This window comes from Pseudomonas oryzihabitans (assembly GCF_014522265.1).
Classification (GTDB): domain Bacteria; phylum Pseudomonadota; class Gammaproteobacteria; order Pseudomonadales; family Pseudomonadaceae; genus Chryseomonas; species Chryseomonas aestiva.
Window position 1 is genome coordinate 2,849,587 of the sequence record NZ_CP017024.1, and the last position, 26,815, is coordinate 2,876,401.

The 26,815-nt window shown below is 67.9% G+C and carries 19 protein-coding genes and 1 pseudogene; 7 read left to right on the forward strand and 13 right to left on the reverse strand.

The window, feature by feature from the left end:
* Positions 1-44 precede the first annotated feature (44 nt).
* Positions 45-1,145, reverse strand: coding sequence for a cell division protein ZapE (gene zapE, locus BGI51_RS13190; protein WP_187978613.1), 1,101 nt, complete (start codon positions 1,143-1,145; stop codon positions 45-47).
* A 160-nt stretch (positions 1,146-1,305) separates the two neighbouring features.
* On the opposite strand from zapE, the gene BGI51_RS13195 reads away from it, so the two are divergent.
* Complete coding sequence (locus BGI51_RS13195) at positions 1,306-2,526, forward strand: pyridoxal phosphate-dependent aminotransferase (RefSeq protein WP_187978614.1); 1,221 nt, start codon at positions 1,306-1,308, stop codon at positions 2,524-2,526.
* Here BGI51_RS13195 and BGI51_RS13200 read toward each other — a convergent pair whose 3' ends face one another.
* The 6 genes from BGI51_RS13200 to BGI51_RS13225 form a co-directional block, all read right to left on the reverse strand.
* Complete coding sequence (locus BGI51_RS13200; RefSeq protein ID WP_187978615.1) at positions 2,527-3,309, reverse strand: hypothetical protein; 783 nt, start codon at positions 3,307-3,309, stop codon at positions 2,527-2,529. It abuts the gene before it with no gap.
* 153 nt (positions 3,310-3,462) lie between these two features.
* Positions 3,463-4,800, reverse strand: a complete 1,338-nt coding sequence (locus BGI51_RS13205) for a sigma-54-dependent transcriptional regulator (protein ID WP_187978616.1) — start codon at positions 4,798-4,800, stop codon at positions 3,463-3,465.
* A complete protein-coding gene (locus BGI51_RS13210; protein ID WP_187978617.1) occupies positions 4,785-6,230 on the reverse strand; it encodes a sensor histidine kinase in 1,446 nt (481 codons plus the stop codon). Before BGI51_RS13210 ends, BGI51_RS13205 begins: the two co-directional genes overlap by 16 nt.
* Positions 6,231-6,302: 72 nt before the next feature.
* Positions 6,303-7,454, reverse strand: a complete 1,152-nt coding sequence (locus BGI51_RS13215) for an L-talarate/galactarate dehydratase (protein ID WP_187978618.1) — start codon at positions 7,452-7,454, stop codon at positions 6,303-6,305.
* 22 nt (positions 7,455-7,476) lie between these two features.
* A complete protein-coding gene (locus tag BGI51_RS13220; RefSeq protein ID WP_187978619.1) occupies positions 7,477-8,835 on the reverse strand; it encodes an MFS transporter in 1,359 nt (452 codons plus the stop codon).
* 87 nt (positions 8,836-8,922) lie between these two features.
* Positions 8,923-9,957, reverse strand: a complete 1,035-nt coding sequence (locus tag BGI51_RS13225; RefSeq protein WP_187978620.1) for a LacI family DNA-binding transcriptional regulator — start codon at positions 9,955-9,957, stop codon at positions 8,923-8,925.
* A 144-nt stretch (positions 9,958-10,101) separates the two neighbouring features.
* Between BGI51_RS13225 and BGI51_RS13230 the strand changes: the two genes are divergently transcribed.
* The 3 genes from BGI51_RS13230 (at position 10,102) to BGI51_RS13240 (ending at position 13,677) form a co-directional block, all read left to right on the forward strand.
* Positions 10,102-10,707 carry a LysE family translocator gene (locus BGI51_RS13230; RefSeq protein ID WP_187978621.1) on the forward strand — a complete coding sequence of 202 codons (606 nt, stop codon included), beginning with the start codon at positions 10,102-10,104 and terminating at the stop codon, positions 10,705-10,707.
* 17 nt (positions 10,708-10,724) lie between these two features.
* Positions 10,725-11,582, forward strand: coding sequence for an AraC family transcriptional regulator (locus BGI51_RS13235; protein WP_187978622.1), 858 nt, complete (start codon positions 10,725-10,727; stop codon positions 11,580-11,582).
* A gap of 121 nt (positions 11,583-11,703) precedes the next feature.
* A complete protein-coding gene (locus tag BGI51_RS13240) occupies positions 11,704-13,677 on the forward strand; it encodes a BCCT family transporter (RefSeq protein ID WP_187978623.1) in 1,974 nt (657 codons plus the stop codon).
* 194 nt (positions 13,678-13,871) lie between these two features.
* Here the strand turns inward: BGI51_RS13240 and BGI51_RS24065 are convergent, their stop codons facing one another.
* The 3 genes and pseudogenes from BGI51_RS24065 to BGI51_RS13250 form a co-directional block, all read right to left on the reverse strand.
* On the reverse strand, positions 13,872-14,579 hold the full coding sequence (locus tag BGI51_RS24065) for a methyl-accepting chemotaxis protein (RefSeq protein ID WP_405046464.1): 708 nt from the start codon (positions 14,577-14,579) through the stop codon (positions 13,872-13,874).
* A 153-nt stretch (positions 14,580-14,732) separates the two neighbouring features.
* Positions 14,733-15,872 (reverse strand): annotated as a pseudogene (locus BGI51_RS24070) (cache domain-containing protein); the annotation flags it as partial.
* A gap of 198 nt (positions 15,873-16,070) precedes the next feature.
* The gene (locus BGI51_RS13250) at positions 16,071-16,820 is read right to left on the reverse strand and encodes a carbon-nitrogen hydrolase family protein (RefSeq protein ID WP_187978625.1); all 750 of its coding nucleotides are present in this window, start codon (positions 16,818-16,820) and stop codon (positions 16,071-16,073) included.
* Positions 16,821-17,034: 214 nt separating this feature from the next.
* Here BGI51_RS13250 and BGI51_RS13255 point away from each other — a divergent pair, with 214 nt between their 5' ends.
* From BGI51_RS13255 to dld, 3 genes are all read left to right on the forward strand, one after another.
* A complete protein-coding gene (locus tag BGI51_RS13255) occupies positions 17,035-18,171 on the forward strand; it encodes an iron-containing alcohol dehydrogenase (protein WP_133859930.1) in 1,137 nt (378 codons plus the stop codon).
* A gap of 160 nt (positions 18,172-18,331) precedes the next feature.
* The gene (locus BGI51_RS13260) at positions 18,332-19,675 is read left to right on the forward strand and encodes an MFS transporter (protein WP_187978626.1); all 1,344 of its coding nucleotides are present in this window, start codon (positions 18,332-18,334) and stop codon (positions 19,673-19,675) included.
* 80 nt (positions 19,676-19,755) lie between these two features.
* Positions 19,756-21,525 carry a D-lactate dehydrogenase gene (gene dld, locus BGI51_RS13265; RefSeq protein ID WP_187978627.1) on the forward strand — a complete coding sequence of 590 codons (1,770 nt, stop codon included), beginning with the start codon at positions 19,756-19,758 and terminating at the stop codon, positions 21,523-21,525.
* Between the two features lie 18 nt (positions 21,526-21,543).
* Here dld and BGI51_RS13270 read toward each other — a convergent pair whose 3' ends face one another.
* The 3 genes from BGI51_RS13270 to BGI51_RS13280 all read right to left on the reverse strand — a co-directional run bounded on the left by BGI51_RS13270 (position 21,544) and on the right by BGI51_RS13280 (position 26,643).
* A complete protein-coding gene (locus BGI51_RS13270; RefSeq protein WP_187978628.1) occupies positions 21,544-22,482 on the reverse strand; it encodes a LysR family transcriptional regulator in 939 nt (312 codons plus the stop codon).
* A gap of 456 nt (positions 22,483-22,938) precedes the next feature.
* Entirely contained in the window at positions 22,939-25,218 is a 2,280-nt protein-coding gene (bglX, locus tag BGI51_RS13275; protein WP_187978629.1) for a beta-glucosidase BglX, read from the reverse strand.
* Positions 25,219-25,365: 147 nt separating this feature from the next.
* Positions 25,366-26,643 (reverse strand): glucarate dehydratase family protein, encoded by a 1,278-nt coding sequence (locus BGI51_RS13280; RefSeq protein WP_187978630.1) that lies wholly within the window; start codon positions 26,641-26,643, stop codon positions 25,366-25,368.
* Positions 26,644-26,815: the final 172 nt, after the last annotated feature.

The following is a 26,815-nucleotide window of genomic DNA, read 5'->3' on the forward strand; positions in this document are numbered from 1 at the left end:
CCGCCGCTCCGCGGCGTGCCTCGTCGCCGCAGGTCCGACCCGGCCTAGTAGCGCGCCTGCTGCATCTCCCTCAGGCGACTCAGGGTGCGGCGGAAGGGGAATTCCAGAAAGCCGCGGGTGTACAGCTGCTCCAGGGGCACGGCGGCGTCCAGGTAGAGCGGGCGGCGGCGGTCGTAGGCTTCGTCGACCAGGGCGATGAAGCGGCGCACGGCGTCGTCCTGGGGCGCCAGGCGGGGCAGTTCGCGGTCGCCGGCGAGGACCCTCGTCGCGCCGTCTTCGGTGCCGCGGGCGATACGGCCTGCGCGGGGATCGCCGGACAGGCAGGGGACGTTGCCCAGCAACAGGGCGGGGAAGCGGGTACAGAGATCGATGTAGTCGGTGGTGGCCCAGGCGCCCTGGCAGAGCACGGCGAAGTCCAGCCAGATCGCGCTGGAGGCCCGCTGCACCACGGGCAGGGGGCGCTCGCCGAGGATCAGGGGCGCGGTCGTCACGGCTTCCCCCGGGGTGAGGCGGGCAAAGGTCGTGGCGAGGGCGGTGGGATCGTCCACCCAGAAGCGCTGTTCGGCTTGGCCTTCGTGCAGGCGGTGGTCCTGGCCGCCGTCCACCTCCAGCACGTCCAGTCGCGCCTGCAGCGCGGCGATGGCGGGCAGCAGGCGCTCGCGATTGAAGCCGCCGGCATAGAGCTGCTCGGGCGGCTGGTTGGAGGTGACCACCAGCACCAGGCCCTGGTCCAGCAGTGCGCGCAACAGGCCGCCCACCAGGATGGCGTCGCCGATGTCGCTGACGAAGAGTTCGTCGAAGCACAGCACCCGCACCTCGGCAGCCAGTTCCCGGGCCAGCACCTGCAGGGGATCGCGGGTGCCGCTGAGCTGGAACTGCCGCTGGTGCACCCAGCGCATGAAGTGATGGAAGTGCTGGCGGCGGGCGGGCACCGGCAGGCTGGTGTGGAACAGGTCCAGCAGCCAGGTCTTGCCACGCCCCACCGGTCCCCAGAGATAGAGACCGCGTGCCGGACGCCCGGCCAGCAGGTCGGCGTGACAGGCGTCCAGCTGGCGCGCAGCGGCTTCCTGAGCGACATCGGGCAGGCGGTCGCCCTGGGCCAGGGCCCGGCGGTAGGCGGCGAGGGGGGAAAGGGCATTGGACATGGCCGCCACTCTAGCGCCCGTGCTGGCAGCAGACCATGCCCCGGCGGAATGACGTGAGTCCTTTATAGCGTTTGAAGGCCGGCCGCGGCGGTTCGATAGTGCGAGACGACCCTGCCGGACGCCGCCGGCACCCGCTTTCATCTCTGCCTGGAGCCCTGTCATGGCCGCCGATTCGACCCTGCACCTCGCCCACTGCCTCGCTTCCGTGGGCGTCTCCGAGATCCTCAAGATCACCGAGCGGGCCAACGCCCTGCGCCGCCAGGGCGCCGATCTGCTGGTGCTGGGTGCGGGCGAGCCGGACTTCGATACCCCGGAGCATATCAAGGAAGCGGCGATCCAGGCCATCCGCGCCGGCCAGACCAAGTACACGGTGCTGGACGGCAGTCCGGCGCTCAAGGAGGCCATCCGCCGCAAGTTCGCGCGGGAGAACGACCTGGTGTTCGCCCAAGACGAGGTGACCGCCTCGGCCGGTGCCAAGCAGGTGATCTTCAACGCCATGATGGCGACCCTGGACGCGGGTGACGAGGTGATCATCCCCGCGCCCTTCTGGGTGACCTATGCCGACATCGTCACCATCCTCGGCGGCACGCCGGTGGTGCTGCCGTGCCGTGAGGAGGATGGCTTCCGCCTGACCGCCGCGGCCCTGGAGGCGGCGATCACCCCGCGCACCCGCTGGGTGATGCTCAACTCGCCGTCCAACCCCTCGGGGGCGGCCTATGGCGAGGAACACTATCGCCCGCTGCTGGAGGTGCTGCTGCGCCATCCGCAGGTCTGGCTGATGGTCGACGACATGTACGAGCACATCCTCTACGACGGCTTTCGCTTCGTCACCCCGGCGGCGCTGGAGCCACGGCTGCGCGAGCGGACCCTGACCATCAACGGCGTCTCCAAGGCCTATGCCATGACCGGTTGGCGCCTGGGCTATGCCGGTGGACCCAAGGCGCTGATCCAGGCCATGGCCAGTGTGCAGAGCCAGGTGACCTCCTGCCCCTGCTCGGTCAGCCAGGCCGCGGCCATCGCCGCCCTGGATGGGCCGCAGGGCATCGTGCGCGAGCGCTGCGAACTGTTCCGCGAGCGACGGGATCTGGTGGTGGATGCCTTGAACGCGGTGCCGGGTCTGTCGGCGCGGCGGCCCGAGGGGGCCTTCTATGTCTACGCCAGTTGCGCGGGGATATTGGGTCGGCGGACGCCGGGCGGGGAGGTGATCGACAGCGACACGGCCTTTGCCCGCTACCTCATGGATGAGGGCGGGGTGGCGGTGGTGCCAGGCTCGGCCTTTGGCCTGGCGCCTTACTTCCGGGTTTCCTACGCCACCTCGCACGAGGTGCTGGAGGAAGCCTGCCGCCGGATCGCCGAAGCGACCCGGCGGCTGCTGGCCTGATCAGCCGGCCGGCGGAGCGGGGGGCGCCGGCGGTTGGGCACCCGGGGCGACCGGCTGGCCGCCGGGGGGCGGGGGCGGCGGCAGACGACCGGGGCCGCGGGGTGCCGGCGGGGTGTCCAGGGTCTGCAGCGAGTTGGCGTCGGCGCCCACGGCGCTGACCCGGAAGGCACGTCCCTGGGCATTGGCCACCAGCTCGCCGCGCACTGCCACGTTCTGACCCGGCTTGAGCAGGGCTTGCAGGCGCAGGGCTTCATGGGGCGGCAGGCGCAGGGCGGTACCGTCCTGCAGCAGGGCGCCGTTCACGTCGCCACGGGGACCGTGCAGCAGCTGGACGATCTGGCCCTGGAGGCTGTCGCCATCGCGCTCGGCGCCAGGTGCCGGGGGCGCCGGCGGACGGCGACCGCCCACGCGATCCGGGCCTTCATCGGTGACCGTCTTGCCGGTCTGGACATTGGTCAGGGACACCGCCTGGACCAGTGGCAGGCTGGCGGCGCGCAGGCCGGCGACGTTGATGCTGTCACCCGGCTTGAAGGTGGCGGCCAGTTGCTCGGACAGGTGCGGCGGGGTGTTGACCTCGGTGCCGTCGGCCAGGATCAGGCCATCGATATCGCCCCGGGGATTGAGCAGGAACTGCTTGAGCTGGCCCTGCTGGGTGGGAATCTGGGCGCTGGCCGCGGTGGTGGTGGCGGTGCTGCCGGCGGGTGCGGTCTGTGCCAGGACGAGGCCGCTGACGGACAGCAGGGCGAAGGTCCCGATCACGAGGGTTTGGGTCTTGGTAGGCATGGATGACTCCTGCGGTGGTTGACAATTAGGCTATTGCAGGGCCTGTGCCAACTTTTATTTTATATATAAATCAATAGGTTGAGATTTTCAGCGATCATCCGGGCCAGGCATTGCGTCCGTCTGGCGGACAGGTCTGTCGGCAAAGCGGACAGCCTAGGCGGGGCTGTCGTCTGCACCGACACCCAGGCCCAGCCGACTGAGCTTGGTATAGAGCAACTGGCGATGGATACCCAGGCGGCGGGCCGCTTCGGCGCGATTGCCATTGCTGCGCTGCAGGGCGCGCTCGATCAGCAGGCGTTCCAGGCGCGCGGTGGCCTCGGCCAGGGTCTCCTCCGGCCAGCTGGCGTCGATGGCTAACTCATCCGGCGTCTCGCCCTGCAGGAAGGCCAGGTCGGCGGCGACGATGCGTTCGCCCTGGGCCAGGGTCGCGGCGCGCTGGATGGCGTTGCGCAATTCCCGCACGTTGCCGGGCCAGGAGTGGCGCAGCAGCAGGGCGGCGGCATCGTCCGCCAGCACGCGACCGCTGGCGGCGAGGAAGTGCTCGGCCAGCGGCAGGATGTCGGCCCGCCGCTCGCGCAGGGCCGGCAGGTGGATGGGCACTACGTGCAGGCGATAGAAGAGGTCCTCGCGGAAGTCGCCACTGGCGACGCGCTGGGCCAGGTCGCGGTGGGTGGCCGCTACCAGCCGTACGTCCAGCCGTACCGGTGCGCCACCCACCGGCGTCACCTCGCGTTCCTGCAGGGCGCGGAGGATCTTGGCCTGCATCGGCAGCGGCATGTCGCCGATCTCGTCGAGAAAGAGGGTGCCGCCCTGGGCTTCGCGAAAGGCACCGAGGCGATTGGCGGTGGCGCCGCTGAAGGCGCCGCGCACATGGCCGAAGAGTTCGCTTTCCAGCAGGTCCGGCGGGATGGCGGCGCAGTTGACCGCCACGAAGGGCGCCCCGCGTCGCTTGCCGTGCTCGTGGATGGCGCGGGCCACCAGTTCCTTGCCGGTGCCGGTCTCGCCGGTGACCAGCACCGTGGCCTCGCTGTCCACCAGGCGGCCGATGGTCTTCTGCACCTGGCGCAGGGCGTCGCTGCCGCCCACCAGCGTATGGCCTTCGACCGCAGCCGGCGGCACGCTGGCCGGGCCGCGCTGGGCGGTCATCCCGGCCAGCACCCGGATCAGTTCTTCGCGGCCGATGGGCTTGGTGAGGTGGTCGAAGGCGCCCAGGCGCATGGCCTCGATGGTGTTGCCGGCGCTGGCGAAGGCGGTCAGCACCGTGACCGCCGGCGGCTCGGGGCGGACGCGAATGCGCGCCAGTACCTCCAGGCCATCCAGCCCGGGCATGCGCAGGTCGAGCAGCACGGCGTCCACCGGTTCCTGCGCCAGGCGCTGCAGGCCCGCTTCGCCCCCGTCGGCCTGCAGCACCCGGTAGCCCTGGTCCGCGGCGGTTTCCGCCAGGGCGTCGCGCAGACCGGCGTCGTCATCGATGATCAGCAGGGTTGGCATGGCAGGAGGATCTCGAAGCGAGTGGGGACGGAGGGTTCGATCAGGCGCGCCTCGCCGCCGTGGGCGCGGGCGGTCTCGCGGACCAGGGCCAGGCCCAGGCCGGTGCCTTCGGGGCGACCGGTGACGAAGGGCTCGAAGAGCTGGCCGCGCAACTCGGCAGGTGGTCCCTGGCCTGCGTCTTCCACCGCCAGCACCAGCCAGTCGCCACGGCGGCTGGCGTCGAGACGGATCTCGCTGGCGGCCGGGGCGGCCTGCAGGGCGTTGAGCAGCAGGTTGTCCAGGGCGCGGGCCAGGGCGTCGCGATCGAAATAGCCCTGCTCGACGGCCACCCTGGCGGTCAGGCGGATGCCGCGCTGGGCGGCCTGGTCTTCGTGACCGGCCAGCACCTCGCGGCAGAAGACCGGCAATTCGATGGCGGTCGGTTGCAGGTGCAGCGGCTGGGTGAGGTCGAGCAGGCGGCGCAGCAGGCGGTCGAGGCGGGTGACCTGCAGCAGGATGGCGTCCAGCGCGCGCTGCTGACGGCCGCTGTCGCCGGCCAGGGCGTTCTCGGCCTTGAGGCGCATGGCGGCCAGCGGATTGCGGATCTCGTGGGCGACCCCGGCGGCCACCCGACCAAGGGCGGCCAGCCGTTCACTGGCGTGGACCTGGGTGGTCAGCCGCTGGGCCTCGTCCCGTGCCTGGGTCAGGCGCTGCCCGGCCTGGTTGAGCGCCGCCAGCACCCGATCCAGCTCGCGTTCGCCGGTGAGGGCGAGGGTGGGCAGGTCGTGGCTGGCGCTGGCGCCCAGATCTCGCTCGACTCGCGCGACATGCCGCGACCACTGCCAGGTGAGCCGCCCGAGCAGCAGGGTCGCGGCGAGCATGGCCAGCAGCAGCAGGCCCAGGCCCAGTTTCAGCTGGCGCTGACCGCTGCCCTCGGCGAAGGTCAGGCGGGTCAGGGTCCAGGCGGCGAGATCGGGGATGGGGCCGGACAGCGGGCAGGCGGCGACCAGCACCGTGGCGCCGTCCGCGCTGAAGCTGTCGCTCAGGCTGCGTGCCTCGGCCAGGGTCGCGGCGGAGAGATCGGCCAGGTGCTGGCGTTCGGCGGCGGTCATGGAGAAGGGACTGGCATCGGCCAGGAGCCCCGCCTGCTGCTGCCAGAGACCGCCGGCCATGCCGCGATAACGCAGCAGGGCGACACTGGCCACGCCGGCGAGACTGCGCTGCAGGGCCGGATCGGCGAGGCCAGCGGTAGGGCCGGACCAGCCATTGCTGTAGAAACGATAGCTGCTGGCGATGGCCTGGCAGGCCTGCTCGGCTTCCACCGTGGCCTGGCCGAGCTGGGCGCTTTCCGATTGGCGCAGCAGCAGGATCATCAGCCAGCCGACCCCGACGGCCATGCCGCCGAGCATCAGCAGCAGGGCAATCAGACGACTGCGCAGCGATCCGAACATGGGCTTTCTCTTCCAGGCCTTGGCCTGGATAGAGTGCCACACCCTGGCGGAGTTCGAGTGCCAGCGCGGGGGTCAGGCGCGCCGGCCGAATTCCGCTTCCTGCGCCGTCCAGCCGGGTACCCGCTCGCTCAGGGACAGCCCGAGACCCGGACGGGTCGGTACCTCCATCCGCCCGTCACGGGTTTCCAGGCGTTCGTTGAACAGCGGCTCCAGCCATTCGAAGTGTTCCACCCAGGGCTCGGTGGGATAGGTGGCGGCCAGGTGCACGTGCAATTCCATGGCGAAGTGCGGTGCCAGCATCACGCCGGCCTGCTCGGCCAGGGCGGCCACCTTGAGGAAGGGCGTGATGCCACCGACCCGTGGCGCGTCGGGCATCAGGAAGTCGGCACCGCGCAGGCGGATGAATTCCTGGTGCTCGGCGATGCTGGTCAGCATCTCGCCAGTGGCGATGGGGGTGTCGAAGGCCGCGGCCAGGGCGGCGTGGCCCTCGGCGTCGTAGCAGTCCAGTGGCTCCTCGATCCAGATCAGGTTGAATTCCTCGAAGCGCCGGCACATACGCTGGGCGGTGGGTCGGTCCCATTGCTGGTTGGCGTCGACCATCAGCGGGAAGCTGTCGCCCAGGTGGCGGCGCACGCGGGCGACGCGCTCAAGGTCCAGGGCGCAGTCGGGCTGGCCGACCTTGAGCTTGATGCCGCCGATGCCTTTTTCCCGGGAGAGGTCGGTGTTCACCAACAACTGCTCCAGCGGCGTATGCAGGAAGCCGCCGGAGGTGTTGTAGCAGCGCACCGAGTCGCGCTGAGCACCCAGCAGGCGTGCCAGGGAGAGGTTGGCGCGACGGGCCTTGAGGTCCCAGAGGGCCACGTCGAAGGCGCCGATGGTCTGGGTAGCGAGACCGCTGCGACCTACCGAGGCGCCGGCCCAGCAGAGCTTGGTCCAGAGCTTCTGGATGTCGCTGGGATTCTCGTCGAGCAGCACCGGGGCAATTTCATGGGCGTGGGCGAACTGGCCGGGGCCACCGGCGCGCTTGGAATAGCTGAAGCCCAGGCCGCGCTGGCCGTCGCGGGTTTCGATCTCGACGAAGAGGATGGCGATCTCGGTCATCGGCTTCTGCCGGCCGGTGAGCACCTTGGCGTCGCTGATGGGGGTGGCCAGCGGCAGGAACACGGAAGCCAGGCGGACCCAGACGATGCGGTCCTGGTCGGCGCTGTAGGCGTTATCGGACATGGGGATGCTCCAGGGTGAGGAATCAGGGACGGGTGGCAGGCAGGGCGGCGTCGGCGGTGGCGGCTGGCTCGTCATTGAGTTCACCGAGGTCCAGGCGCTTGAGCGGGCCGACGATGACCAGGTAGGAGAAGGCGCCGAGCAGGCCCATGGCGGCGACGTAGGTGAGGGCCACGTCGAAGGAGCCGAGCTGGTTGATCATCAGGCCGATGGCCAGCGGGGTGACGATGCTGGCGATGTTGCCGCAGAAGTTGAAGAGGGCGCCGCTCACGCCCATGGCGCGCTTGGGCGAGACATCGCCGACGATGCACCAGCCGAGGTTGCCCACGCCCTTGGCGAAGAAGGCGATGGACATCACCAGGGTGACCAGGGCGATGGACTGGGTGTAGTTGGCCACCACGATGCTGCTGGAAAGCAGCAGGCCGACGATGATCGGCGTCTTGCGCGCGGCGGTGAGGCTGTAGCCGCGGCGCAGCATGCCGTCCGACCAGAGTCCGCCGAGAACGCCGCCCAGGCAGCCGGCCACCGGCGGGATGGCGGCGATCAGGCCGACCTTGAGCATCGTCAGCCCCTTGGCCTCGACCAGGTAGGTGGGAAACCAGGTGAGAAAGAACCAGGTGATGGTGGTCAGGCAGAATTGCCCCAGGTAGATGCCCAGCATCATGCGATTGCCGCTGATGGCCTTGAAGGTGCGCCAGCTGAAGGGCGCCCGGGTGTCGCCCAGATCGGGCAGGCCGCCACCGGCTTCGATATGGTCCAGTTCGCTCTGGCTGACACGCCTGTCGTGCCGGGGCTCCTGCACGGTGGCGAACCACAGCAGGCCGATGAGGATGCCGGCGCCGCCGGTCCAGAAGAACACGTGCTCCCAGCCGAACTGGTTGAGCAGGATCACCATCAGTGGCGTGAACACCGCCAGGGCGAAGTACTGCGCCGACTGGAAGATGGCGGTGGCCAGGCCACGCTCCTGGCGCGGGAACCACATCACCGTGAGACGGTTGTTGGCCGGAAAGGCCGGCGACTCGGCCACGCCCATGAGAAAGCGCAGCACGAACAGCGCCAGCAGCGCCGAGGAGAAGAATTCGACGTAGCCCTGCAGGAAGGTCAGTACCGACCAGAGAATCAGGCTGGCGCCCAGCACCAGCCGCGAGCCGAAGCGATCGAGCACGATGCCGCCGGGAATCTGCATGGCGGTGTAGGCCCAGCCGAAGGCCGAGAAGGCGAGACCCATGGCCACGGCGTCGAAACCGAGGTCGTGACGCAGGGCCGGCGCGGCGATGGAGAGGGTGGCGCGGTCGACGTAGTTGAATACCGTCACCAGAAAGATCATCGCCAGGACGAGATAGCGAACGCGAGTGCGCCGCGACGGCTTAGGGGAAGTGCGCATTGTTATTGTCCTTTTCAGCGGGCAAAGCCGGCGGCGAGGCCGGCACCTGCGGGAGGACGCTAAGCTGATTACGCAATCATTCAAGCGTCAGCGCGTACTCTCGCGCATGATCAGTTCGAAGCCGGTATCCCGTTGCCGCGGCGCCTCGGCGCCCGCCAGACGGGCGAGCAGGGCCGTGGCGGCATGGGTGCCCATCGCGGCGCCGCGCACGTCCACGGTGCTCAGCGCCGGGATCAGATGGGCGGCGCTGGCCAGGTTGCCGAAGCCCATCACGGCCAGCTCTTCCGGTATTTGCAAGTCGCGGGCATGGGCTTCGGCCAGCACCCCGTGGGCGAGGGTGTCGGAGCTGCAGACCACCACCTCGGGGCGGGCGCCAGCGGCGAGCAGGCGGGCCAGGCCCTGGCGACCCAGTGCCGGGGTGGCCGGCGGCGGCAGGCTGACATCGGCTGGCGCGGTCAGTCCGTGGATGGCCAGTTCGTCACGGAAAGCATCGCGGCGCAGCCGTCCGCGGGGATCGTCCAGGGTCAGGCTGGCGAAGTGGCGATAGCCGCGCGCCAGCAGCTCCCGGGCGACGGCCTGGCCCACCGCGACATGGGAAAAGCCCACCAGCATGTCCAGCGGTCGCTCACCCTGGTCCCAGCACTCCACCAGCGGAATGCCGGCCTGTGACAGGCGCAGTCGGCTGGCGGCCGTATGCAGGGTACCGGTCAGCACCATGGCGTCGGGGCGGCGGCGCAGCAAGGCGTCCAGCAGCCGCTCCTCGCGTTCGGCGGAATAGTCGGTCAGGCCCAGCAGGGTCTGGTGGCCGGCCTCGGTCAGGGTCTGCATGAGCGCCTGCACGGTGTCGGCGAAGATGGAATTGACGATGGTGGGCACCAGGATGGCGATCAGCCGACCCTCCAGGGGCGCGCTGCCGGTGGTAAGCATGGCCGGCTGGTAGCCGCTCTCGCGCACCGCGCGAAAGACCTTTTCGCGCAGCGCCGGCCGGACGATCTCCGGCTGGTTGAGGGTGCGCGAAACGGTGATCGGCGAGACCCCGGCCAGGCGGGCCACGTCCTTTAGGGTCGGTGGCTTGCCAGTGGAACGACCAGGCCAGGACGGGGCGTTGCGATCACCGGACAAGAGCGACTCCGCGACAGGAGAGGGAATGCCCGATTCTGCCGAGTCATACGATGACTCTCAAGGTGAACGAGCCACAGACGTACAAGCCAGCGCCGGGCGTGCTGGCTAGCCTGGGTCTCCTTCTCGAAGCCTGACAGGTGTCCCTTGGAAATCGTCCTCTATGCCCTGAGCGTCATGTACAGCCCCGGTCCGGTCAACGCCCTGGGGCTGAACGCCGGTCTGCGCGGCCAGGCCCGGCGGGCGCTGGGTTTCTATGCCGGGGTGGGCTGCGCCATGCTGCTCCTGTTTCTGGTCCTGGGCTATGCCGGTGCGGTCCTGGTCTCGGGGGCGCTGCTGCCGTGGCTGGCGCTCCTGGGCGGTGGCTATTGCCTGTACCTCGGCTATCGCATTGCCCGGGCCGCGCCGCCGACGGCGGCGGGAGAGGAGGAGGGCGCCGCAACGCGGCTGACCTTCGCCCGCGGCTTCCTGATCCAGGGGCTCAATCCCAAGGGCTGGCTGGCGGTGCTGCCCATCGCCACGGTGATGTTCCCGGCGGCTCAGGTGACCGGTGGCAAGATCGCCCTCTGGTCGCTGCCCCTGGCCCTGTCGGCGGGCGGCGCCCCGGCCAGCTACGCCTTGCTTGGCGCGCTGCTCGGACGTTACCTGGTGCAAGGACGTGGCTTGCGCGGGGTGAATCTGCTGCTGGGGCTGAGTCTGGTCGGCTGCGCCCTGCTGCTGTTCCACGATGCCTGGCGCGGTCTGCTAGGCTGAGCGCCGGAGGAGTCGCCATGAGTACCCAGATCGAATTGCCCGGTGCCACGGACTGGGTACGCCACGCTCCGGCCTTCGATGAGCTGGAGTCCATCGAGGCCTTTTTCAGCGGCCACGCCTTCAATCCCCATCGTCATGCGACCTATGCCATCGGTCGTACCCTGGCCGGGGTGCAGAGCTTTTCCTATCGCGGCGCCAAGGCCAGCAGCCTGCCGGGCGAGACCATGGTCTTCCACCCGGACGAGGTCCACGACGGTCGCGCCGGCGCCGCCTGCGGCTTTCGCTATCGGATGCTCTATGTACCGCCGGCCCTGGTGCAGGACATCCTTGGCGGGCGGCCCTTGCCCTTCCATCGTGAGGGTGTCTCCCTGGATCCGCGCCTGGCACGGGCCACCGATGCGGTGTTCGCCACCCTTGACGAGCACCCCGATGCCCTGGGGCGCGACGATGCCCTCTATGGCCTGGTCGCTACCCTGGCCGAGGTTTGCCAGACCTGGCCCAGTCGCGGTCGGGTCGATTTCGCCGCGGCGCTGCGCGCTCGCGAATACCTGGAGGACAACCTCGATCAGGCCGTCACCCTGGACGACCTGGCCCGTTGCGCTGGCCGTGACCGCTGGAGTCTGACCCGGGATTTTCGCGCCTACTTCGGTACCAGTCCGCATCGCTACCTGACCCTGCGCCGCCTGGACCGGGTACGGCTGCACGTGCGCCTGGGGCTGGGGCTGGCCGACGCGGCCGTGGCGGCGGGCTTCTACGACCAGAGTCACATGACGAAACATTTCCGCCAGGCCTTCGGCATGGCGCCAGCCCGCTGGTTTCGTGGGCTGGCCAGACCGCCCGCCGTGTCTGCCACGGCTAGCGCACCCGGCCCTTAGCGCCCTAGCGATTGGAGCGCTAGCGCTCAGCGGCATGCGTCGTTCCAGAAGCGTCGCCAGCGAAACGATTCAGGCCGAGGGCAGTCAACCTGTGCGCACTTCATGAACAGGAGCTCAGTCTATGAACGGCCAAGGAGAATCCGCCGCTCGCAACACCTTCAGTCCCCCCGTGTTCTGGACCTCGACCGGCATCCTGCTGGCCCTGGTGCTCTACGCCAGCGTTTTCCAGGCCAATGCCCAGGAGGTGTTCGGGACGGTCCAGACCTGGATCATCGGCAATCTCAGCTGGTTCTACATTCTCGCGGTGGCCATCATCCTCGGCACTGTGGTCTTCCTGGGCGTCAGCCGTTACGGCGACATCAAGCTCGGACCAGACCACAGCGAGCCCGATTACAGCAGCACCACCTGGTTCGCCATGCTGTTCTCGGCGGGCATGGGCATCGGCCTGATGTTCTTTGGCGTCGCCGAGCCGGTGATGCACTTTCTCTCGCCGCCGGTAGGCGCTGGCGGTGGTGTCGATGCCGCCCGCGAGGCGATGAAGATCACCTTCTTCCACTGGGGCCTGCACGCCTGGGCGATTTACGCCATCGTCGCCCTGATCCTCGCCTATTTCAGCTATCGCCATGGCCTGCCCCTGACCCTGAGATCGGCGCTCTATCCGCTGATCGGCGAACGCATCTATGGTCCCATCGGCCATGCGGTGGACATCTTCGCCATCATCGGTACCGTACTGGGCGTCGCCACTTCCCTTGGCTTTGGCGTGGCCCAGATCAACACCGGGCTCAACGCGCTGTTTGGCATTCCGATTTCAGTACCGGTGCAGATCGTGCTGATCATCGTTACCACCGCCCTGGCCACCCTGTCCGTGGCGACCGGTCTGGACAAGGGCGTCCGTCGGTTGTCCGAGCTGAACCTGGGGCTCGCGCTGCTGCTGATGGTCTCGGTGATCGTGCTCGGCCCCACCGTGCTGATCCTGCAGACCTTCGTGCAGAACACCGGCGGCTATCTCAGCGAGATCGTCAGCCGCACCCTGAACCTCAATGCCTACCAACCCACCGACTGGATCGGCGGCTGGACGCTGTTCTATTGGGGCTGGTGGCTGGCCTGGTCGCCCTTCGTTGGGCTGTTCATCGCGCGCATCTCGCGCGGCCGGACCATCCGCGAATTCGTCTCCGGTGTGCTGCTGGTACCAGCCGGGTTCACCCTGCTGTGGATGACCGTGTTCGGCAACACCGCCATTCACATGATCCTCACCGACGGCTTCACCGATCTCGCCGCCGCGGTAAACAAGGACAGCTCCCTGGCGCTATTTGCCTTCCTGGAGCACTTCCCGCTGCACAGCGTGATTTCCATGGTGGCCATCGTCATGGTGGTGGTGTTCTTCGTCACCTCGGCCGACTCGGGCGCCATGGTGGTGGACATGCTGGCCTCCGGTGGCCAGGACAAGACACCGGTCTGGCAGCGGGTGTTCTGGGCCTCCAGCATGGGGCTGGTGGCCATCGCTTTGCTCCTGGCCGGTGGCCTCAAGGCGCTGCAGACCGCCACCATCGCCAGTGCGCTGCCGTTCACCATCGCGTTGCTGTTCAGCATGCGCGGACTGCTCAAGGCACTCAAGCTGGACGCCACCAAGCGCGGTCTGCGGCATCAGGCGCTGAGCATCTCGCCACCCACCATGAGATCGCCCGGAGGCTGGCAGCGCCGGCTGCGCGGTCTGGCGATGTTCCCGCGACGCAGTCATGTGGTGCGCTTCATCGGCGAGGTGGCCAAGCCGGCCTGCCTGGCGGTGGCCGAGGAATGGCGCAAGCAGGGTTATATCTGCAGCGTCGAAGACCGTGACGATGGCGGCGTACGCCTGAGGGTCGGCCCGGCCGATCAGCCGGAGTTCGTCTACCAGGTAAGACCCCACGCCTACGCCATGCCCAGTTTCGTCATGGGCAGCGAGCCGAACGAGGAGCGCAAGTACTTCCGTGCCCAGGTCTATCTGCGCGAGGGGGGCCAGGACCATGACGTCATGGGCTGGTCGCGCGAGGACGTCATCGGCGACATCCTCGACCAGTACGAACGCCACATGCATTTCCTGCATCTGGTGGGCTGAGAACCTGTCCACGATCTGCTGCGCGTCGGCCAAACTGCGTTGAAAATGCCTTCGGAATGCTCATTTACCACTCGTAAACTCCGCTTCCTCAGGCATTTTCGCCTTGTTTGTCTCTAGCTCGCGAGATCGTGAACAGGTTCTGAAACGAAAAAGCCGGGCGCAGTGCCCGGCTTTTTCATGGTGCGGCGTCCGGGTCACTTCACCCGGAAGCGCCGGACCACCGCGATCAGCTGCTCGTTGGACGACTGCACCGCCGCGGTGCTCTCGGCGGTGCGCTGCCCGCTGGTGACCAGATCGTCGACGATATGGCGTACGGCGACCATGTTCTGGTTGATCTCACCGGCCACCGCGCTCTGCTCCTCGGCGGCCGCGGCGATCTGGGTCGACAGGTCGCTGATGCGCACCACCGAACCGCTCATCTCGTCCAGGCCGTCGGTGACCTCACGGGTCTTCTCGGCGGTGCTCTGGCAACTGGTCTTGGTCACTTCCATGGCCGCGACCGCGGAACTCACGCCCTGCTGCAAGCGGCTGAGCATCTCGTTGATCTCGGCGGTGCTCTGCTGGGTGCGTCCGGCCAGGGCGCGCACCTCGTCAGCCACTACCGCGAAGCCACGCCCCTGCTCGCCGGCCCGGGCCGCCTCGATGGCGGCGTTGAGCGCCAGCAGGTTGGTCTGGCCGGCGATCTCGCCGATCACCCCAAGGACATCGTTGATGCGCTGGGCATCGCTCTGCATGGCCTGCACCTTGAGGGTGGCGTCTTCCACCTGGTCGACCAGGGCGAACACGCTGGCGGAGGCCTGTTGAACCACGGCGCGCGATCGCTCGGCCTGGCCGTTGGCGGCCTGGGTGAGGGAGGCGGTATCGCTGGCACTGCGGGCCACGGAGTCGGAGGTGGCGCTCATCTCGGTGATGGCCGTCACCGCCTGGTCGGTTTCGCTGGCATGGCGGGCCAGGATGGCACCGTTCTGCTGGGCCTGGCCGTGCAGTTGCTTGAGGCCGGTGTCGATGCGGTCGGTGGCGTCGCCCACCTCGCCGATCAGTCGCTGCAGATAGCCGATGAAGCCGTTGACCGCGCCGGCCACCGCATCCACCTCGTCCTTGCCGTGCACCGGGATGCGTCGGGTCAGGTCGGCATCGCCTGCCGAGAGCGATTCGATATTGCGTTGCAGCAGACCCAGGCGACCCATCAGCTTGCCGAGCGCCAGCACCATGATGCCCACCAGCAGCAGGACCAGCGGCAGCTGGATCGCCGCCAGGGTCTTGAGGATGCCGGTGTTGGTCGCCGCGATGAGCGAGGTGGGCAGCGCCGTGGCCAGCAGCCAGGGCGTGCCGGCCAGCGGGCGCAGGAAGAAGGTGTGGGGCGTGCCGTGCTCGTCGACATAGGTGTCGCGCACCACCGCCTCACCCTTGAGCTTGCCGAGGTTCTGCTGGATGGCGGCCACGAAGGGCGAACGGGCGGCATAGGCCGAGACGTTGTTCAGGATCTGCGAATCGCCGAGTTCGCTGAGGTTGCTGAGGATCTTGCCGTCGGCCTCGACGATCATCATGTCGGTGTCGTCGAGTTCCTTGCGCAGGCTGTCCACCAGGGGATTGAAGAAGCCCAGGGTGAGGTCGATGGTCGAGACGCCAAAGGCCTTGCCGTCGCGCTGGATGGCCATGGCGCAGTTGGTGCGCGGCTCGGCGCTGGCGGCGTCCTTGTAGGCGGCGGCCCAGACGCACTGGCCGGCGGGCCCCTTGAGGCCGGCCTGGAACCAGGGCTGCTCCCAGTAGTTGAGCGACTCGGGGGAGTTCCAGTGGGTGTTGACGATCAGCTTGCCGCCGGCATCGCGGTGATAGAAGGTGCTGAACTTGTCGCGCCCCTGCTCGCGCTGGTTGGGCAGCGGCCAGATGCCGCCGCCGAACACCTTGGCATCGCCGTACTGGTCCACCAGGCCGGGCAGTACCCGGTCGATGGCGGCGCTGTCCAGCAGCGGCACGGTCTGGGTGATGGAGCGCTGCTGCGCCTGGATCTGGTTGAGTTCGCGATAGATGCGGGTGCCCACCTCGTTGACGCGGGTCAGCACGGCGGATTCACCGGCGGCGACCAGGTCCGGGGTCACCCACAGGCGGATGCCGATGACGGTGGCCGCGAGGGTCGCGCCGATGAAGCCCAGGAAGATCAGGGTGTAGCGGGTCCGAATGGTGTTCAAGGCCATGGTGTCGCTCCTGCGGTTACAGCGTCTTTCACGCTGCGAAAGGCATCCTTGGCGGTGTTCTGAACAGGGATGTCAGAGCCTTATCGGCGTGCGATGTGTGACCTTTAGTCGCAGAGGGGTCGAGATATCAAATCGCCATTCCGGTCGTGGCGTGACCTGCTAGCCGCTTTTTAGTCAGAGGATTGCGCCGTGCAGCGATCAGGATCGCAAGGCGCGTAGCTCGCCCTGCCAGACGCCTGCGTGCCGGCGGACGATCACCAGGCAGGGGCCGTCTCCTGGCGCCGCGACCAGGCACTGGCCATCGGTCTGCCAGAATGCACTGCGACCCACGCAGGCATAGCCGCCGGTGGGCGCGCCGTGGTTGGCCATGAGCACGGCCATGTTCAGCCGCCGGGCATGGCCGGCCAGCAATGCGCTGTCGGCGGGATAGCCGGTCGGACCTATCACCGCCGAGACCAGGTAGAGATCGGCGCCCTGGACGCGAGCGGCATCGGCATGGGCCGGGTGATTGCTGTCGGCGCAGATGGCCAGGGCGGCCTTTACGTCCCGTACCTCCAGCAAATCCCCACCATTACCGGGGACGAAGGGCGGTGTCTCGCCCGGATGCAGGTATTGCTTGGTGTGGACGCGACAGCGGCCATCGGCGCCGAGGATCAGCGCACCGATCTGCAGCCCCGTCGGACCCTGGATCGGCGCCCCGACCACGGCCGTGAGCCCGGCCACACGGCAGGCCTCGCGCAGGGGCCGCAGGCGTGCATCGGCACCGTCCAGCGTCAGCGCTGCCGCCAGGGTCGGTTCATAGCCGGTCAGGGACAGTTCCGGAAACAGCAGGAGCTCCACCCCGGCGTCGGCCGCCGCGGCGATGAGGTCGAGATGGGTGCGCAGATTGGCGGCGAGATCGCCGGCGATCGAAACGGACTGGGCGGCGGCCAGGGTAAGGGTGGGCATCGAGACTCCAGAGCAAGCGGCAGCGACCGGGCGATCCGGGCCCGTCCACCGCGGGTGTTGGGGCGTCCAGCTGGGGGGCACGATAGCTCCGTGCTACCCGAATACGCTGGGTTGCCTGCCGGTTATACCGCTATCGCTACCTCTCAGTATTTGGCGCGGAAGCGCCTCGCTATAGTCGGGCCGTCTATCAATTTCAAGAATAACAGGACGGGTCATGGCGATAATCAACTATGTAACGGAGATCCGCTTCGGCGCCGGCTGCGCGGCCGAACTGGCCGAGGTCAACGCGCGGCTGGGCTTCCAGCGACCGCTGATCGTCACCGACCGGGGCGTGGTGGCAGCCGGTCTCATCGAGCAGCTGATGGCGCTCAATCCCCTGGCCGCCTACCAGGTGTTCGACGCCACCCCGGCCAATCCCACCGAGGCCGCCACCCGCGAGGGCGTCGCCTGTTTTCGGGACGCGGAATGCGACGGCATCATTGCCGTCGGCGGCGGGTCGCCCATCGACCTGGCCAAGGCCATCGCCGTGTCCGCGCGTCATCCGGGACCGCTGAAACAGTTCGCCGTCATCGAGGGCGGCCTGGCGCGCATTACCGCGGCGACGGTGCCCATCGTGGCCATTCCGACCACCGCCGGCACCGGCAGCGAGGTGGGACGTGGGGCCATCATCATTCTCGATGATGGCCGCAAGGTCGGCATCCTCTCGCCCCATGTCATCCCGCGGGTGGCCATCTGCGACCCCCTGCTGACGCTCAGCCTGCCGCCGCACCTGACCGCCGCCACGGGCATGGACGCGGTGGCCCACTGTATCGAGACCTTTCTCGCGCCCGGCTTCAATCCGCCGGCCGAGGGCATCGCGCTGGACGGCCTGCGCCGGGCCTGGCGCCATCTGGAGCTGGCGTTCAACGAACCGGACAATCTGGAAGCCCGTACCCAGATGCTCAGCGCCTCGCTGCAGGGGGCGCTGGCCTTCCAGAAGGGGCTGGGCTGCGTGCACAGCCTGAGTCACTCGCTGGGTGGCATCGATCCGCGGCTGCACCATGGCACCCTCAACGCGGTCCTGCTGCCGGCCGTGGTGGCCTTCAACCGGAGCGCGGAATCGGTGATCCGCGACGAGAAACTCGAACGCCTGGCGCAGGCCATGCAACTGCCGGCGCAACTGTCGGTGGAGCAGGCGCTGGCGCACAAGGCCGAAGCCCTGCGGCTGCCGACGGGACTGGCGCAGATGGGCGTCGACCCGGGACTCATCCCGCGCATCGTCAGCGGCGCCCTGGCCGATCACAGCCACAAGACCAATCCCCGGGAAGCCTCGGCGGAGGACTATGCCCAACTGATCAGGGCCTCGCTCTGAGGCCCTGTCGTCCGTAGCGGAAAGCCCTTCCGCTGCAGTGTCGTCCGCCGTCCTGCCTTGCGCCCCGACTCGTTCCGGGCGGGCAATGGGCTGCGGATGACCGACGACTGCCCTGCAACACCCTCGCGACAATCACAACAATTAAAGGACGCGAAACATCATGGCCCATCCCAGTACCAGCGCATCCCCGGTGCCGTTCGATCCGCTCTACCGCAAGGTCGCCTGGCGCGTGTTGCCCCTGCTGCTGCTCGGCTACATCATCGCCTATCTCGATCGGGTCAATGTCGGCTTCGCCAAGCTCGCCATGCTCAGCGACCTCGGCCTGTCCGACGCGGCCTATGGCCTGGGCGCCGGCATCTTCTTCATCGGCTACTTCATCTTCGAAGTCCCCAGCAACCTGATGCTGCATCGCGTCGGCGCCAAGCTGTGGATCGCGCGCATCATGATCACCTGGGGCCTGGTCTCGTCGCTGATGGCCTTCACCGGGCCCGTCGCCCAGTGGCTGGGCATCAGCCACGAGCTGACCTTCTACGGCTTGAGGTTCCTGCTCGGCGTCTGCGAGGCGGGCTTCTTCCCCGGGGTCATCCTCTACCTGACCTACTGGTTTCCCTCGGCGCTGCACAGCCGCATGATGGCCATCGTCATCCTCGGCAACCCGGTGTCCTTCATCTTCGGTGGTCCGCTCAGCGGCGCCATCATGTACTACATGGGCGGCGGCAGCCTGCTGGCCGGCTGGCAGTGGATGTTCGTCATCGAGGCCGTACCGGCCGTGGTGGTCGGGGTGGTGGTGCTCTGCCTGCTGGACAACGGCATCCAGGATGCCAAGTGGCTGAACGTGCAGGAAAAGGCCGAGCTCACCCGGCGCCTCGCCGTGGAGGCCGCGGAAAAGCCCCGCATCGCCCTGAAGCGCCTGTATGCCCTGCCCATCATCTGGCTGCTGACCGGCATCTACGTCCTGCTGATGCTCGGCAACTACGGCATCAATTTCTGGGTGCCGACCATCATCAGGAACGCCGGGGTGGCCTCGGTCCTGGACATCGGTCTCATCACCGCCATTCCCTATGTGTTCGGCGCGCTGACCATGGTCTGGATCACCCGTCTTGCCCAGCGCACGGGTAACCAGCGCGCCTATGGCGCCCTGATGTCGGTGCTGGCCGGTATCGGCCTGATCCTCTGCGCGGCCTTTCCCCAGCACCTCCTGCTGATGATCCTGGGGGTCGCCTTCGCCGTGGGTGGCAGCCTGAGCGCCATCGCGCTGTTCTGGGGGCTGCCCGGCGCCTTCCTGCAGGGCGCCGCGGCCGCGGCCGGCATCGCCATCATCAACTCCTTCGGCAACCTGGGCGGCTTCGCCGGCCCCTATCTGCTGGGCCTGCTGACCACCCTGTTCGGCTCGGCGCAAGGGGGGCTGATGCTGCTCGGGGGTTGCCTGCTGGTGTGCGCGGCGCTGATGCTGTGGGTGACCCGACGCCCCGGTCAGTCGACCACCGGGCTGCTGGCCGAGTAGCCACGCCGGGATAGCCGCGCGTTTTCGAGCGGAAGCGACCGCCGTTCGCTTCCGCTTTCCTTGTCAGTGAAGAGGACGTCATGGATCTGGTCAGCGAGTTGCAAACCATCGTCGGGCGGCGCCATGTCCTGCAGGGCGACGCCGCGACCCGACGCTTCCGCCTGGGAATCCGCTATGGCGGCGGAGCGGTGCTCGCCGTGGTCCAGCCCGGCACCCTGCTGGAGATGTGGCGGGTGCTGCAGCGTTGCCACGGCGCCGGGACCATCATCATCTGTCAGGCGGCCAACACCGGTCTGACCGGCGGCTCCACCCCGGTGGCCGAGGGCTACGACCGGCCGGTGGTGCTGATCAACACCCTGCGCCTGACCCGCCTGGTCCTGCTGCGCCAGGGCGAGCAGGTGCTGTCCCAGCCAGGCGTGACCCTGAGCCAGTTGGAGACGACGCTGAAACCCCTGGGGCGCGAGCCCCATTCGGTGATCGGCTCGACCTGCATCGGCGCCTCCGTCACCGGTGGCGTCTGCAACAATTCCGGCGGCTCGCTGATCCGTCGCGGACCGGCCTTTACCCAGCTGTCGCTGTTCGCCCGCATCGACGAGGCCGGGCAACTGCAACTGGTCAACCATCTGGGCCTGGCGCTGGGCGACACCCCCGAGGAGATCCTCACCCGGCTCGACGAGGGCCGCTTCGACGACAGCGCCGTGCAGGACCCGGTCGGGGCCATGGCCTCCGATCGCGAATACGCCCGCCATGTCCGCGACGTGACCTCGGCCACCCCGGCCCGCTACAACGCCGATCCGCGGCGGCTGTACGAGGCGTCGGGCTCGGCGGGCAAGCTCGCCGTGTTCGCCCTGCGCCTGGATACCTTTGCCGCCGATCGCAATACCCGGGTGTTCTACATCGGTTCCAATCGAGCGGCTGACCTGGAAGCCATCCGCCGGCACATCCTGGTCAATTTCGCCTCTCTGCCGATTGCCGGCGAGTACATGCACCGCACGGCCTATGAGCTCAGTCGCACCTACGGCAAGGATCTGTTCCTGTTCATCCAGCGTTGCGGTGCGCAGCGGGTACCCCAGGCCTTTGCCTGGAAGACCCGCTTCGATGCCCTGAGCGAACGCCTGGGCCTGGGCGCCCAGCTCGGCGACCGACTCCTGCAACGCCTCGCCGCGCCGCTGCCCGAGCATCTGCCAGCGCGGCTCAACGCGTTCGCCGAGCGCTTCGAGCATCACCTGCTGCTCAAGATGGGCGAAGAGGGCATCGACGAGGCGCGCGCCTATCTGCAGGCCTGGCTGCCCAGCGCGGACGCGGACTTCATCGAGTGCGACGCGGAGGAGGGCAACGCCGCCTTCCTCAATCGCTTCGCGGTCGGCAATGCCATCAACCGCTACCGCGCGGTGCACCGGGACAGCGTGGAAGACATCCTCGCCCTGGATATCGCCCTGCCGCGCAACACCCAGGACTGGTTCGAGACCCTGCCGCCGGAGCTGGCGGAGCAGATCGAGGTGACCATGTATTGCGGGCACTTCTTCTGCCACGTGCTGCACCAGGAGTACCTGGTGAAGAAGGGGCACGACTGCGCGGCTCTCAAGCGGCGCCTGCTGGACCTGCTGGATGCCCGCGGCGCCCGCTATCCGGCCGAGCACAATGTCGGCCACCTCTACGCCGCGGCGCCGGAACTGGAGCGGCACTATCGCCAGCTCGATCCGACCAACGCCTTCAATCCCGGCATCGGGCAGCTGACGCGGCGCCATCGCTGGCAGGAGGACTGCTGCGCGGAGCACTCCAGCGACGCCATCGCCGCGGCGGCGAAGGCGGCCCGAGCGGCGCCTGCGGAGACGAGTCGCACGTCCTGAACGGGAGTGCCGGGCGGCTCAGTTTTCCTGCTGGATCGCGTAGAGCGATTCCACCAGCAGCGCGAACGCCGGGTTCTGCTGAGCGCTGCGCCGCGAGACCAGCTCATAGGGTTCGCTAGGGGACCTGAGCTGCAGCGGCAGGCGACTGACCAGGCCATGCTGGCAGACATAGTCCGCCACCTCGACCGAGACCAGGGCCACCAGCCGAGGATTGCGGCTCAGCAGCGACAGGGTGGTCAGCGCCGAGGTGGTCTCGATCAGGTGCAGCGGAAACGGCAGCTGGGCTTCGAAGAACTCGTGCTCCAAGGTGCGGCGCATGGGCATGTTGGCCCGATAGACCACCCAGCGACTGTCCGATAGATCCTGCAGCTCGACTCGCTCGCGCTGAGCCGCCGGATGGGAGGCATGGGCGATGACCGCGAGGGACTCGTCCTTGATGACCAGGGCGTCGTAGGCAGTAGGCTTGTCGCTCACCGATAGCCGGCAGATGGCGGCATCCAGCCGCCCCTGATCGACCAGGCCGAGCAGACTCTCGCTGGTGTCCTCCACCACCTCGATCGACAGCCGCGGCTGCAGCTCCAGCAGCCGGGAAATGGCGTGGGTGAGCAGGGGGACGGCGCCCATGATGGTGCCGATGGCCAACTTGCCGCCCGAGCCACTGGCGATGGTGTGCAGCTCATGGCGCAGATTGTCCAGGTCGGCCTGGATCAGGCGGGCGAAGCGAATGGCGCAGGTGCCCGCCGGGGTCGGCAGCAGGCCGCGGTTGGTGCGCAGGAACAATTCCACTCCCAGGGTGGACTCCAGCTCCTTGAGCGCCTTGCTGGCGCCTGGCTGCGTGAGCCCCAGGCCTTCCGCGGCGTTGAGCAGTGAACCCTTTTCCGCCAGGGCGATGAGCAGGCGCAGCTGCTTGGCGTGCAGGCGCGACATGATGGTGTTGAGGCTGGCGAGATTCTTCATTGACTGAACGTTATACCGCAGTGGCTGCGATCACATCCTCAACAATAAACAGCGGGTACGAGGCCTGACCCGATTCGTTGGGCTTCGGCGATAGAACCGCCTCAACCCAACCTACGGGGCTGTGTAGGTTGGGTTGAGCGCCAGCGAAGCCCAACGGACCGGCGTCAAGGCGCGCATCCGGTCCCTCACCCCAACCCTCTCCCGGAGGGAGAGGGGGCGGCAAAGGCGCGAAGGGAGGCAGCGGCACTGAGAGGCACGCTTTTACCCTCCCGAAGGGAGAGGTTAGCGTTCAAGGCGCGCAGGGAGGCAGGACGGTATCAGGGGGCACGCTTCTACCCCTCTCCCTTTGGGAGAGGGTTGGGGTGAGGGCGTAAGGGAGGCGGGGCGGTATCAGCAGGATGCCGGCTTCTACCCCCTCTCCCTCTGGGAGAGGGTTGGGGTGAGGGATGATCCCCATTAGAGCAGTGTAAAACTCCCCTCGCGCACCCGCTCCGAATCCAGGCCGACCATCACCTTGAATTCGCCCGGTTCCGAGACCAGCTTGAGGTCGTTGTTGTAGAAGCGCAGGTCCGCCTCGGTGATGGGGAAGTCCAGCTCGCGGCTTTCGCCCGGTTGCAGCATCACCTTCTGGAAGCCCTTGAGCTCCTTGACCGGTCGCGCCAGGGAGGCGGTCACGTCGTGCAGGTAGAGCTGCACGACGGTGGCGCCGGCGCGGGTGCCGGTGTTCTTGACCGTGACCTTGGCAGTCAGGGTGTCGCCCTTCTTCAGGGTGGCGCTGGACAGCTGCGGCGCCGAGACGTCGAAGGTGGTGTAGCTCAGGCCGTAACCGAAGGGGTAGAGCGGGCCGTTGACGATGTCGAAGTAGCGCGAGGTGTACTTGTTCGGCTTGGCCGCATCGAAGGGGCGACCGCTGCTCAGGTGGTTGTAGTACAGCGGCACCTGGCCCACTTCGCGGGGAAAGGTCATGGTCAGCTTGCCGGAGGGGTTGTGGTCGCCAAACAGCACATCGGCCACGGCGTTGCCGCCCTCGGTGCCGGGGAACCAGGCTTCCAGCAGCGCACTGGCCTGCTCCTGTTCCCATTCCAGCGCCAGCGGGCGGCCGTTCATCAGCACCAGCACCAGCGGCTTGCCGGTGGCCTTGAGCGCCTTGATCAGCTCGCGCTGGGTGTCGGGCACGCTGATGCGGGCGCGACTGGAGGCCTCGTGGGCCATGCCCTGGGATTCGCCGACCACGGCCACCACCACCTCGGCCTGGCGCGCGGTGGCCACGGCTTCGGCGATCAGCTCGCTGGCACTGCGCGGATCCACCGCGACCGCCGGTTCATAGGAGTTCAGATAGGCCAGCACATCGCGGTCGTCCAGCAGGTTGGCGCCCTTGGCATAGAGCACCTTGCCCTGACCGGCCACGGCGTTTTCCAGGCCGCGGCGGATGGAGACGGCCTGGGCGGCCACGCCGGCGGCGGACCAGTTGCCCATGACGTCGCGTGGACTGTCGGCCAGCGGACCGACCACCGCCAGGGTGGCGCCCTTGCGCAGCGGCAGCACGGCCTTTTCGTTCTTCAGCAGCACCAGGCTCTCGCGGGCCACCTGGCGCGCCTCGGCGCGGTGCAGGCGCGATTCGGCGTTGGTGTCGACCGGATCCTGGCCCTGCAGGCGGCGATAGGGATCGTCGAACAGGCCCAGGCGGTACTTGGTCAGCAGCATGTCGCGCACGGCCTGGTCGATCTCGGCCTGGGTCACCTTGCCGGCGGCCAGCAGGGCGGGCAGCTGCTTGCCATAGACGTCGTCGTGCATGTTCAGCTCGACGCCGGCCTTGAGCGCCTGTTCGGCGGCGTCGCGGGTATCCCTGGCCACGCCGTGCAGCACCAGTTCGTTGATGGCGCCGTGATCGCTGATCAACAGGCCCTGGTAGTTCCAGTCCTTGCGCAAGAGGTCCTGCAGCAGCCAGCGATTGGCCGTGGCCGGCACGCCATTGATGCTGTTCAGCGCCACCATCACCGCGCCGGCTCCGGCCTCGGCGGCGGCGCGATAGGGCGGCAGGTAGTCCTGCATGAGCCGCTGCGGACTCATGTCGACGTTGCTGTAGTCACGTCCGGCTTCCACGGCGCCATAGCCGCCGAAGTGCTTGATGCTGGCCATCAGGCTGTCGGGGGCGCGCAGGTCGTCGCCCTGGTAGGCGTGCACCAGGGTGGCGCCGATGCGCGAGGTCAGCCAGGTGTCTTCGCCGAAGGTTTCCGAGGCACGGCCCCAGCGCGGTTCGCGGGTGACGTCGACGGTGGGGGAAAAGGTCAGGTCGAGGCCATCGGCTGCCGCTTCCAGGGCGGAGATGCGCCCGCTGGTGGCGATGGCGTCGAGATTCCAGGTGCTGGCCAGGCCCAGGTTGATGGGGAAGATGGTGCGCATGCCGTGGATGACGTCATAGGCATAGAACAGCGGGATCTTCAGCCGGCTGTGCACGACCTGGTCCTGCATCTGGCGGATGTCGGGGCGGGTCACGGTGTTGAACATGGCGCCCACCTTGCCGGCGCGGATGTCCGCCATGATGGCTTCCTTGGGATAGTCCGGCCCGACGCTCACCAGGTTGAGCTGGCCGATCTTTTCCTCCAGGGTCATCTTCGCCAGCAGGGCGTCGACATAGGCGCGCGCCGGATCCTGGTTCTGCGCCGGGGCGAGGGTGGCGCTGACCGCCAGTCCCAGGCCGAGCATGAGTGCGGTGAGGCGTGGTGCGTTCAACATCGTCCCCAATTCCCTGTGCGTACTTTCTCGTTGTTCTTGAGCACCCTTGTGCCGAGGGGATTGTACAGCCGCGACGCCGGGAAGCGGAGCCGTTGACGGCCGGCGGCAAGGCCGGTCGTCAGGGGCGTGGGAGCGGGGGGCGAAGAGCTAGAAACGCGGCTTGCGGGTTTCCCAGTCCGGCTGGTACTTGCGCATCTGGCGCACGTCGTCGCGGCTGCGGATGTCGATGGCGAGGAATTGCTCGTGCAGCTTGGCGAGCTGGTCCTGATCCAGCTCCACACCCAGGCCGGGGGCGTCGCTGATCGCCACGCAGCCGTTGCGGATCGGCAGCTTGCCGCCCTGGATGACCTCTTCGTCCTCTTCCTGCCAGGGATAGTGGGTGTCGCAGGCATAGGCCAGGTTGGGTACCGCGGCGGCCACGTGGGTCATGGCCATGAGGCTGATGCCCAGGTGCGAGTTGGAGTGCATGGAGACGCCCAGGCCGAAGGTGTCGCACATCCGCGCGAGGATCTGGGTGTCCCTGAGGCCGCCCCAGTAGTGGTGGTCGGCGAGCACGATCTGCACGCTGTTCTGGGCCACGCTGCGGCGGAATTCGTCGAAGTCGGTGACCACCATGTTGGTGGCCAGGGGGATGCCGGTGCGCCGGTGCAGTTCGGCCATGCCGTCGAGGCCCGGGGTCGGATCCTCGTAGTACTGCAGGTCGTCCTTCAGCACCTCGGCGATGCGCAGGGACGTTTCCAGCGACCAGTTGCCGTTGGGGTCGATACGCAGCGGTGCCTCGGGAAAGGCCTGGCGCAGCGCCTTGATGCAGGCCGCTTCGTGATCCGGGCCAAGCAGGGTGCCGGCCTTGAGCTTGATGCTCTGGAAGCCGTTCTCCTCGATCATCCGCGCCGCCTGGGCCACCACCTGCTCGGGGCTGATGGCTTCGCCCCAGCGATCGGGCTTGTAGGGCGCATCGATATGCTCGGCGTACTTGAGGAACAGGTAGGCGCTGAAGGGCACCTCGCGGCGCACCGCACCGCCCAGCAGCTCGACCAGGGGAATGCCCAGGGAGCGTGCCTGCAGATCGAGGAAGGCCACTTCGAAGGCGGAATAGGCGTTGGCCACCTGCTTGCTCGGATGGGAGCCGGGCGCCAGCTCGGCACCGGCCACCACGCCACCGGCGAGGCTGGCGACGGTCGTCACCACCCGCGCACGCAGGCCATTTAGGTCCCAGGCGGAGAGCCCGACCAGGCTGCTTTCCATGGCCTTGAGTACCGCCAGCACCGGGGCGTCGCCATAGCTCTCGCCGAGACCGATGTGGCCGTTGTCGCCCTCCACCTCAATGATGGATCTCAGCGCATAGGGTTCATGGATGCCGCTGGCGTTGAGCAGCGGGGCATCGCGAAAGGCGATGGGGGTGACGGTGATCCGTTTGATCTTCACGCTCAGACTCCTGGATTTGTCATTGTGGTGGTCTTTGTCAGTCATCGTATGACTAGTGGTCGGGATCTTCAACCGAAAGAAGTGCCAAGATCCTGATGGCATGACCGCATATCGCATCGGGGTTGCCCGCTCCGGTCGGGGCTGGATAAATAGCCAGCCGCCACCTCATTCG

Bases quoted from the DNA above. Each gene is read 5' to 3' on its own strand.
- BGI51_RS24065 (WP_405046464.1), bottom strand. From the start codon at position 14,579: ATGAGCGCCACCTCCGACTCCGTGGCCCGCAGTGCCAGCGATACCGCC.
- dld (WP_187978627.1), top strand. From the start codon at position 19,756: ATGGATCTGGTCAGCGAGTTGCAAACCATCGTCGGGCGGCGCCATGTC.
- zapE (WP_187978613.1), bottom strand. From the start codon at position 1,145: ATGTCCAATGCCCTTTCCCCCCTCGCCGCCTACCGCCGGGCCCTGGCC.
- BGI51_RS13240 (WP_187978623.1), top strand. From the start codon at position 11,704: ATGAACGGCCAAGGAGAATCCGCCGCTCGCAACACCTTCAGTCCCCCC.
- BGI51_RS13250 (WP_187978625.1), bottom strand. From the start codon at position 16,820: ATGCCCACCCTTACCCTGGCCGCCGCCCAGTCCGTTTCGATCGCCGGC.
- bglX (WP_187978629.1), bottom strand. From the start codon at position 25,218: ATGTTGAACGCACCACGCCTCACCGCACTCATGCTCGGCCTGGGACTG.
- BGI51_RS13200 (WP_187978615.1), bottom strand. From the start codon at position 3,309: ATGCCTACCAAGACCCAAACCCTCGTGATCGGGACCTTCGCCCTGCTG.
- BGI51_RS13210 (WP_187978617.1), bottom strand. From the start codon at position 6,230: ATGTTCGGATCGCTGCGCAGTCGTCTGATTGCCCTGCTGCTGATGCTC.
- BGI51_RS13220 (WP_187978619.1), bottom strand. From the start codon at position 8,835: ATGCGCACTTCCCCTAAGCCGTCGCGGCGCACTCGCGTTCGCTATCTC.
- BGI51_RS13205 (WP_187978616.1), bottom strand. From the start codon at position 4,800: ATGCCAACCCTGCTGATCATCGATGACGACGCCGGTCTGCGCGACGCC.
- BGI51_RS13215 (WP_187978618.1), bottom strand. From the start codon at position 7,454: ATGTCCGATAACGCCTACAGCGCCGACCAGGACCGCATCGTCTGGGTC.
- BGI51_RS13195 (WP_187978614.1), top strand. From the start codon at position 1,306: ATGGCCGCCGATTCGACCCTGCACCTCGCCCACTGCCTCGCTTCCGTG.
- BGI51_RS13235 (WP_187978622.1), top strand. From the start codon at position 10,725: ATGAGTACCCAGATCGAATTGCCCGGTGCCACGGACTGGGTACGCCAC.
- BGI51_RS13255 (WP_133859930.1), top strand. From the start codon at position 17,035: ATGGCGATAATCAACTATGTAACGGAGATCCGCTTCGGCGCCGGCTGC.
- BGI51_RS13270 (WP_187978628.1), bottom strand. From the start codon at position 22,482: ATGAAGAATCTCGCCAGCCTCAACACCATCATGTCGCGCCTGCACGCC.
- BGI51_RS13260 (WP_187978626.1), top strand. From the start codon at position 18,332: ATGGCCCATCCCAGTACCAGCGCATCCCCGGTGCCGTTCGATCCGCTC.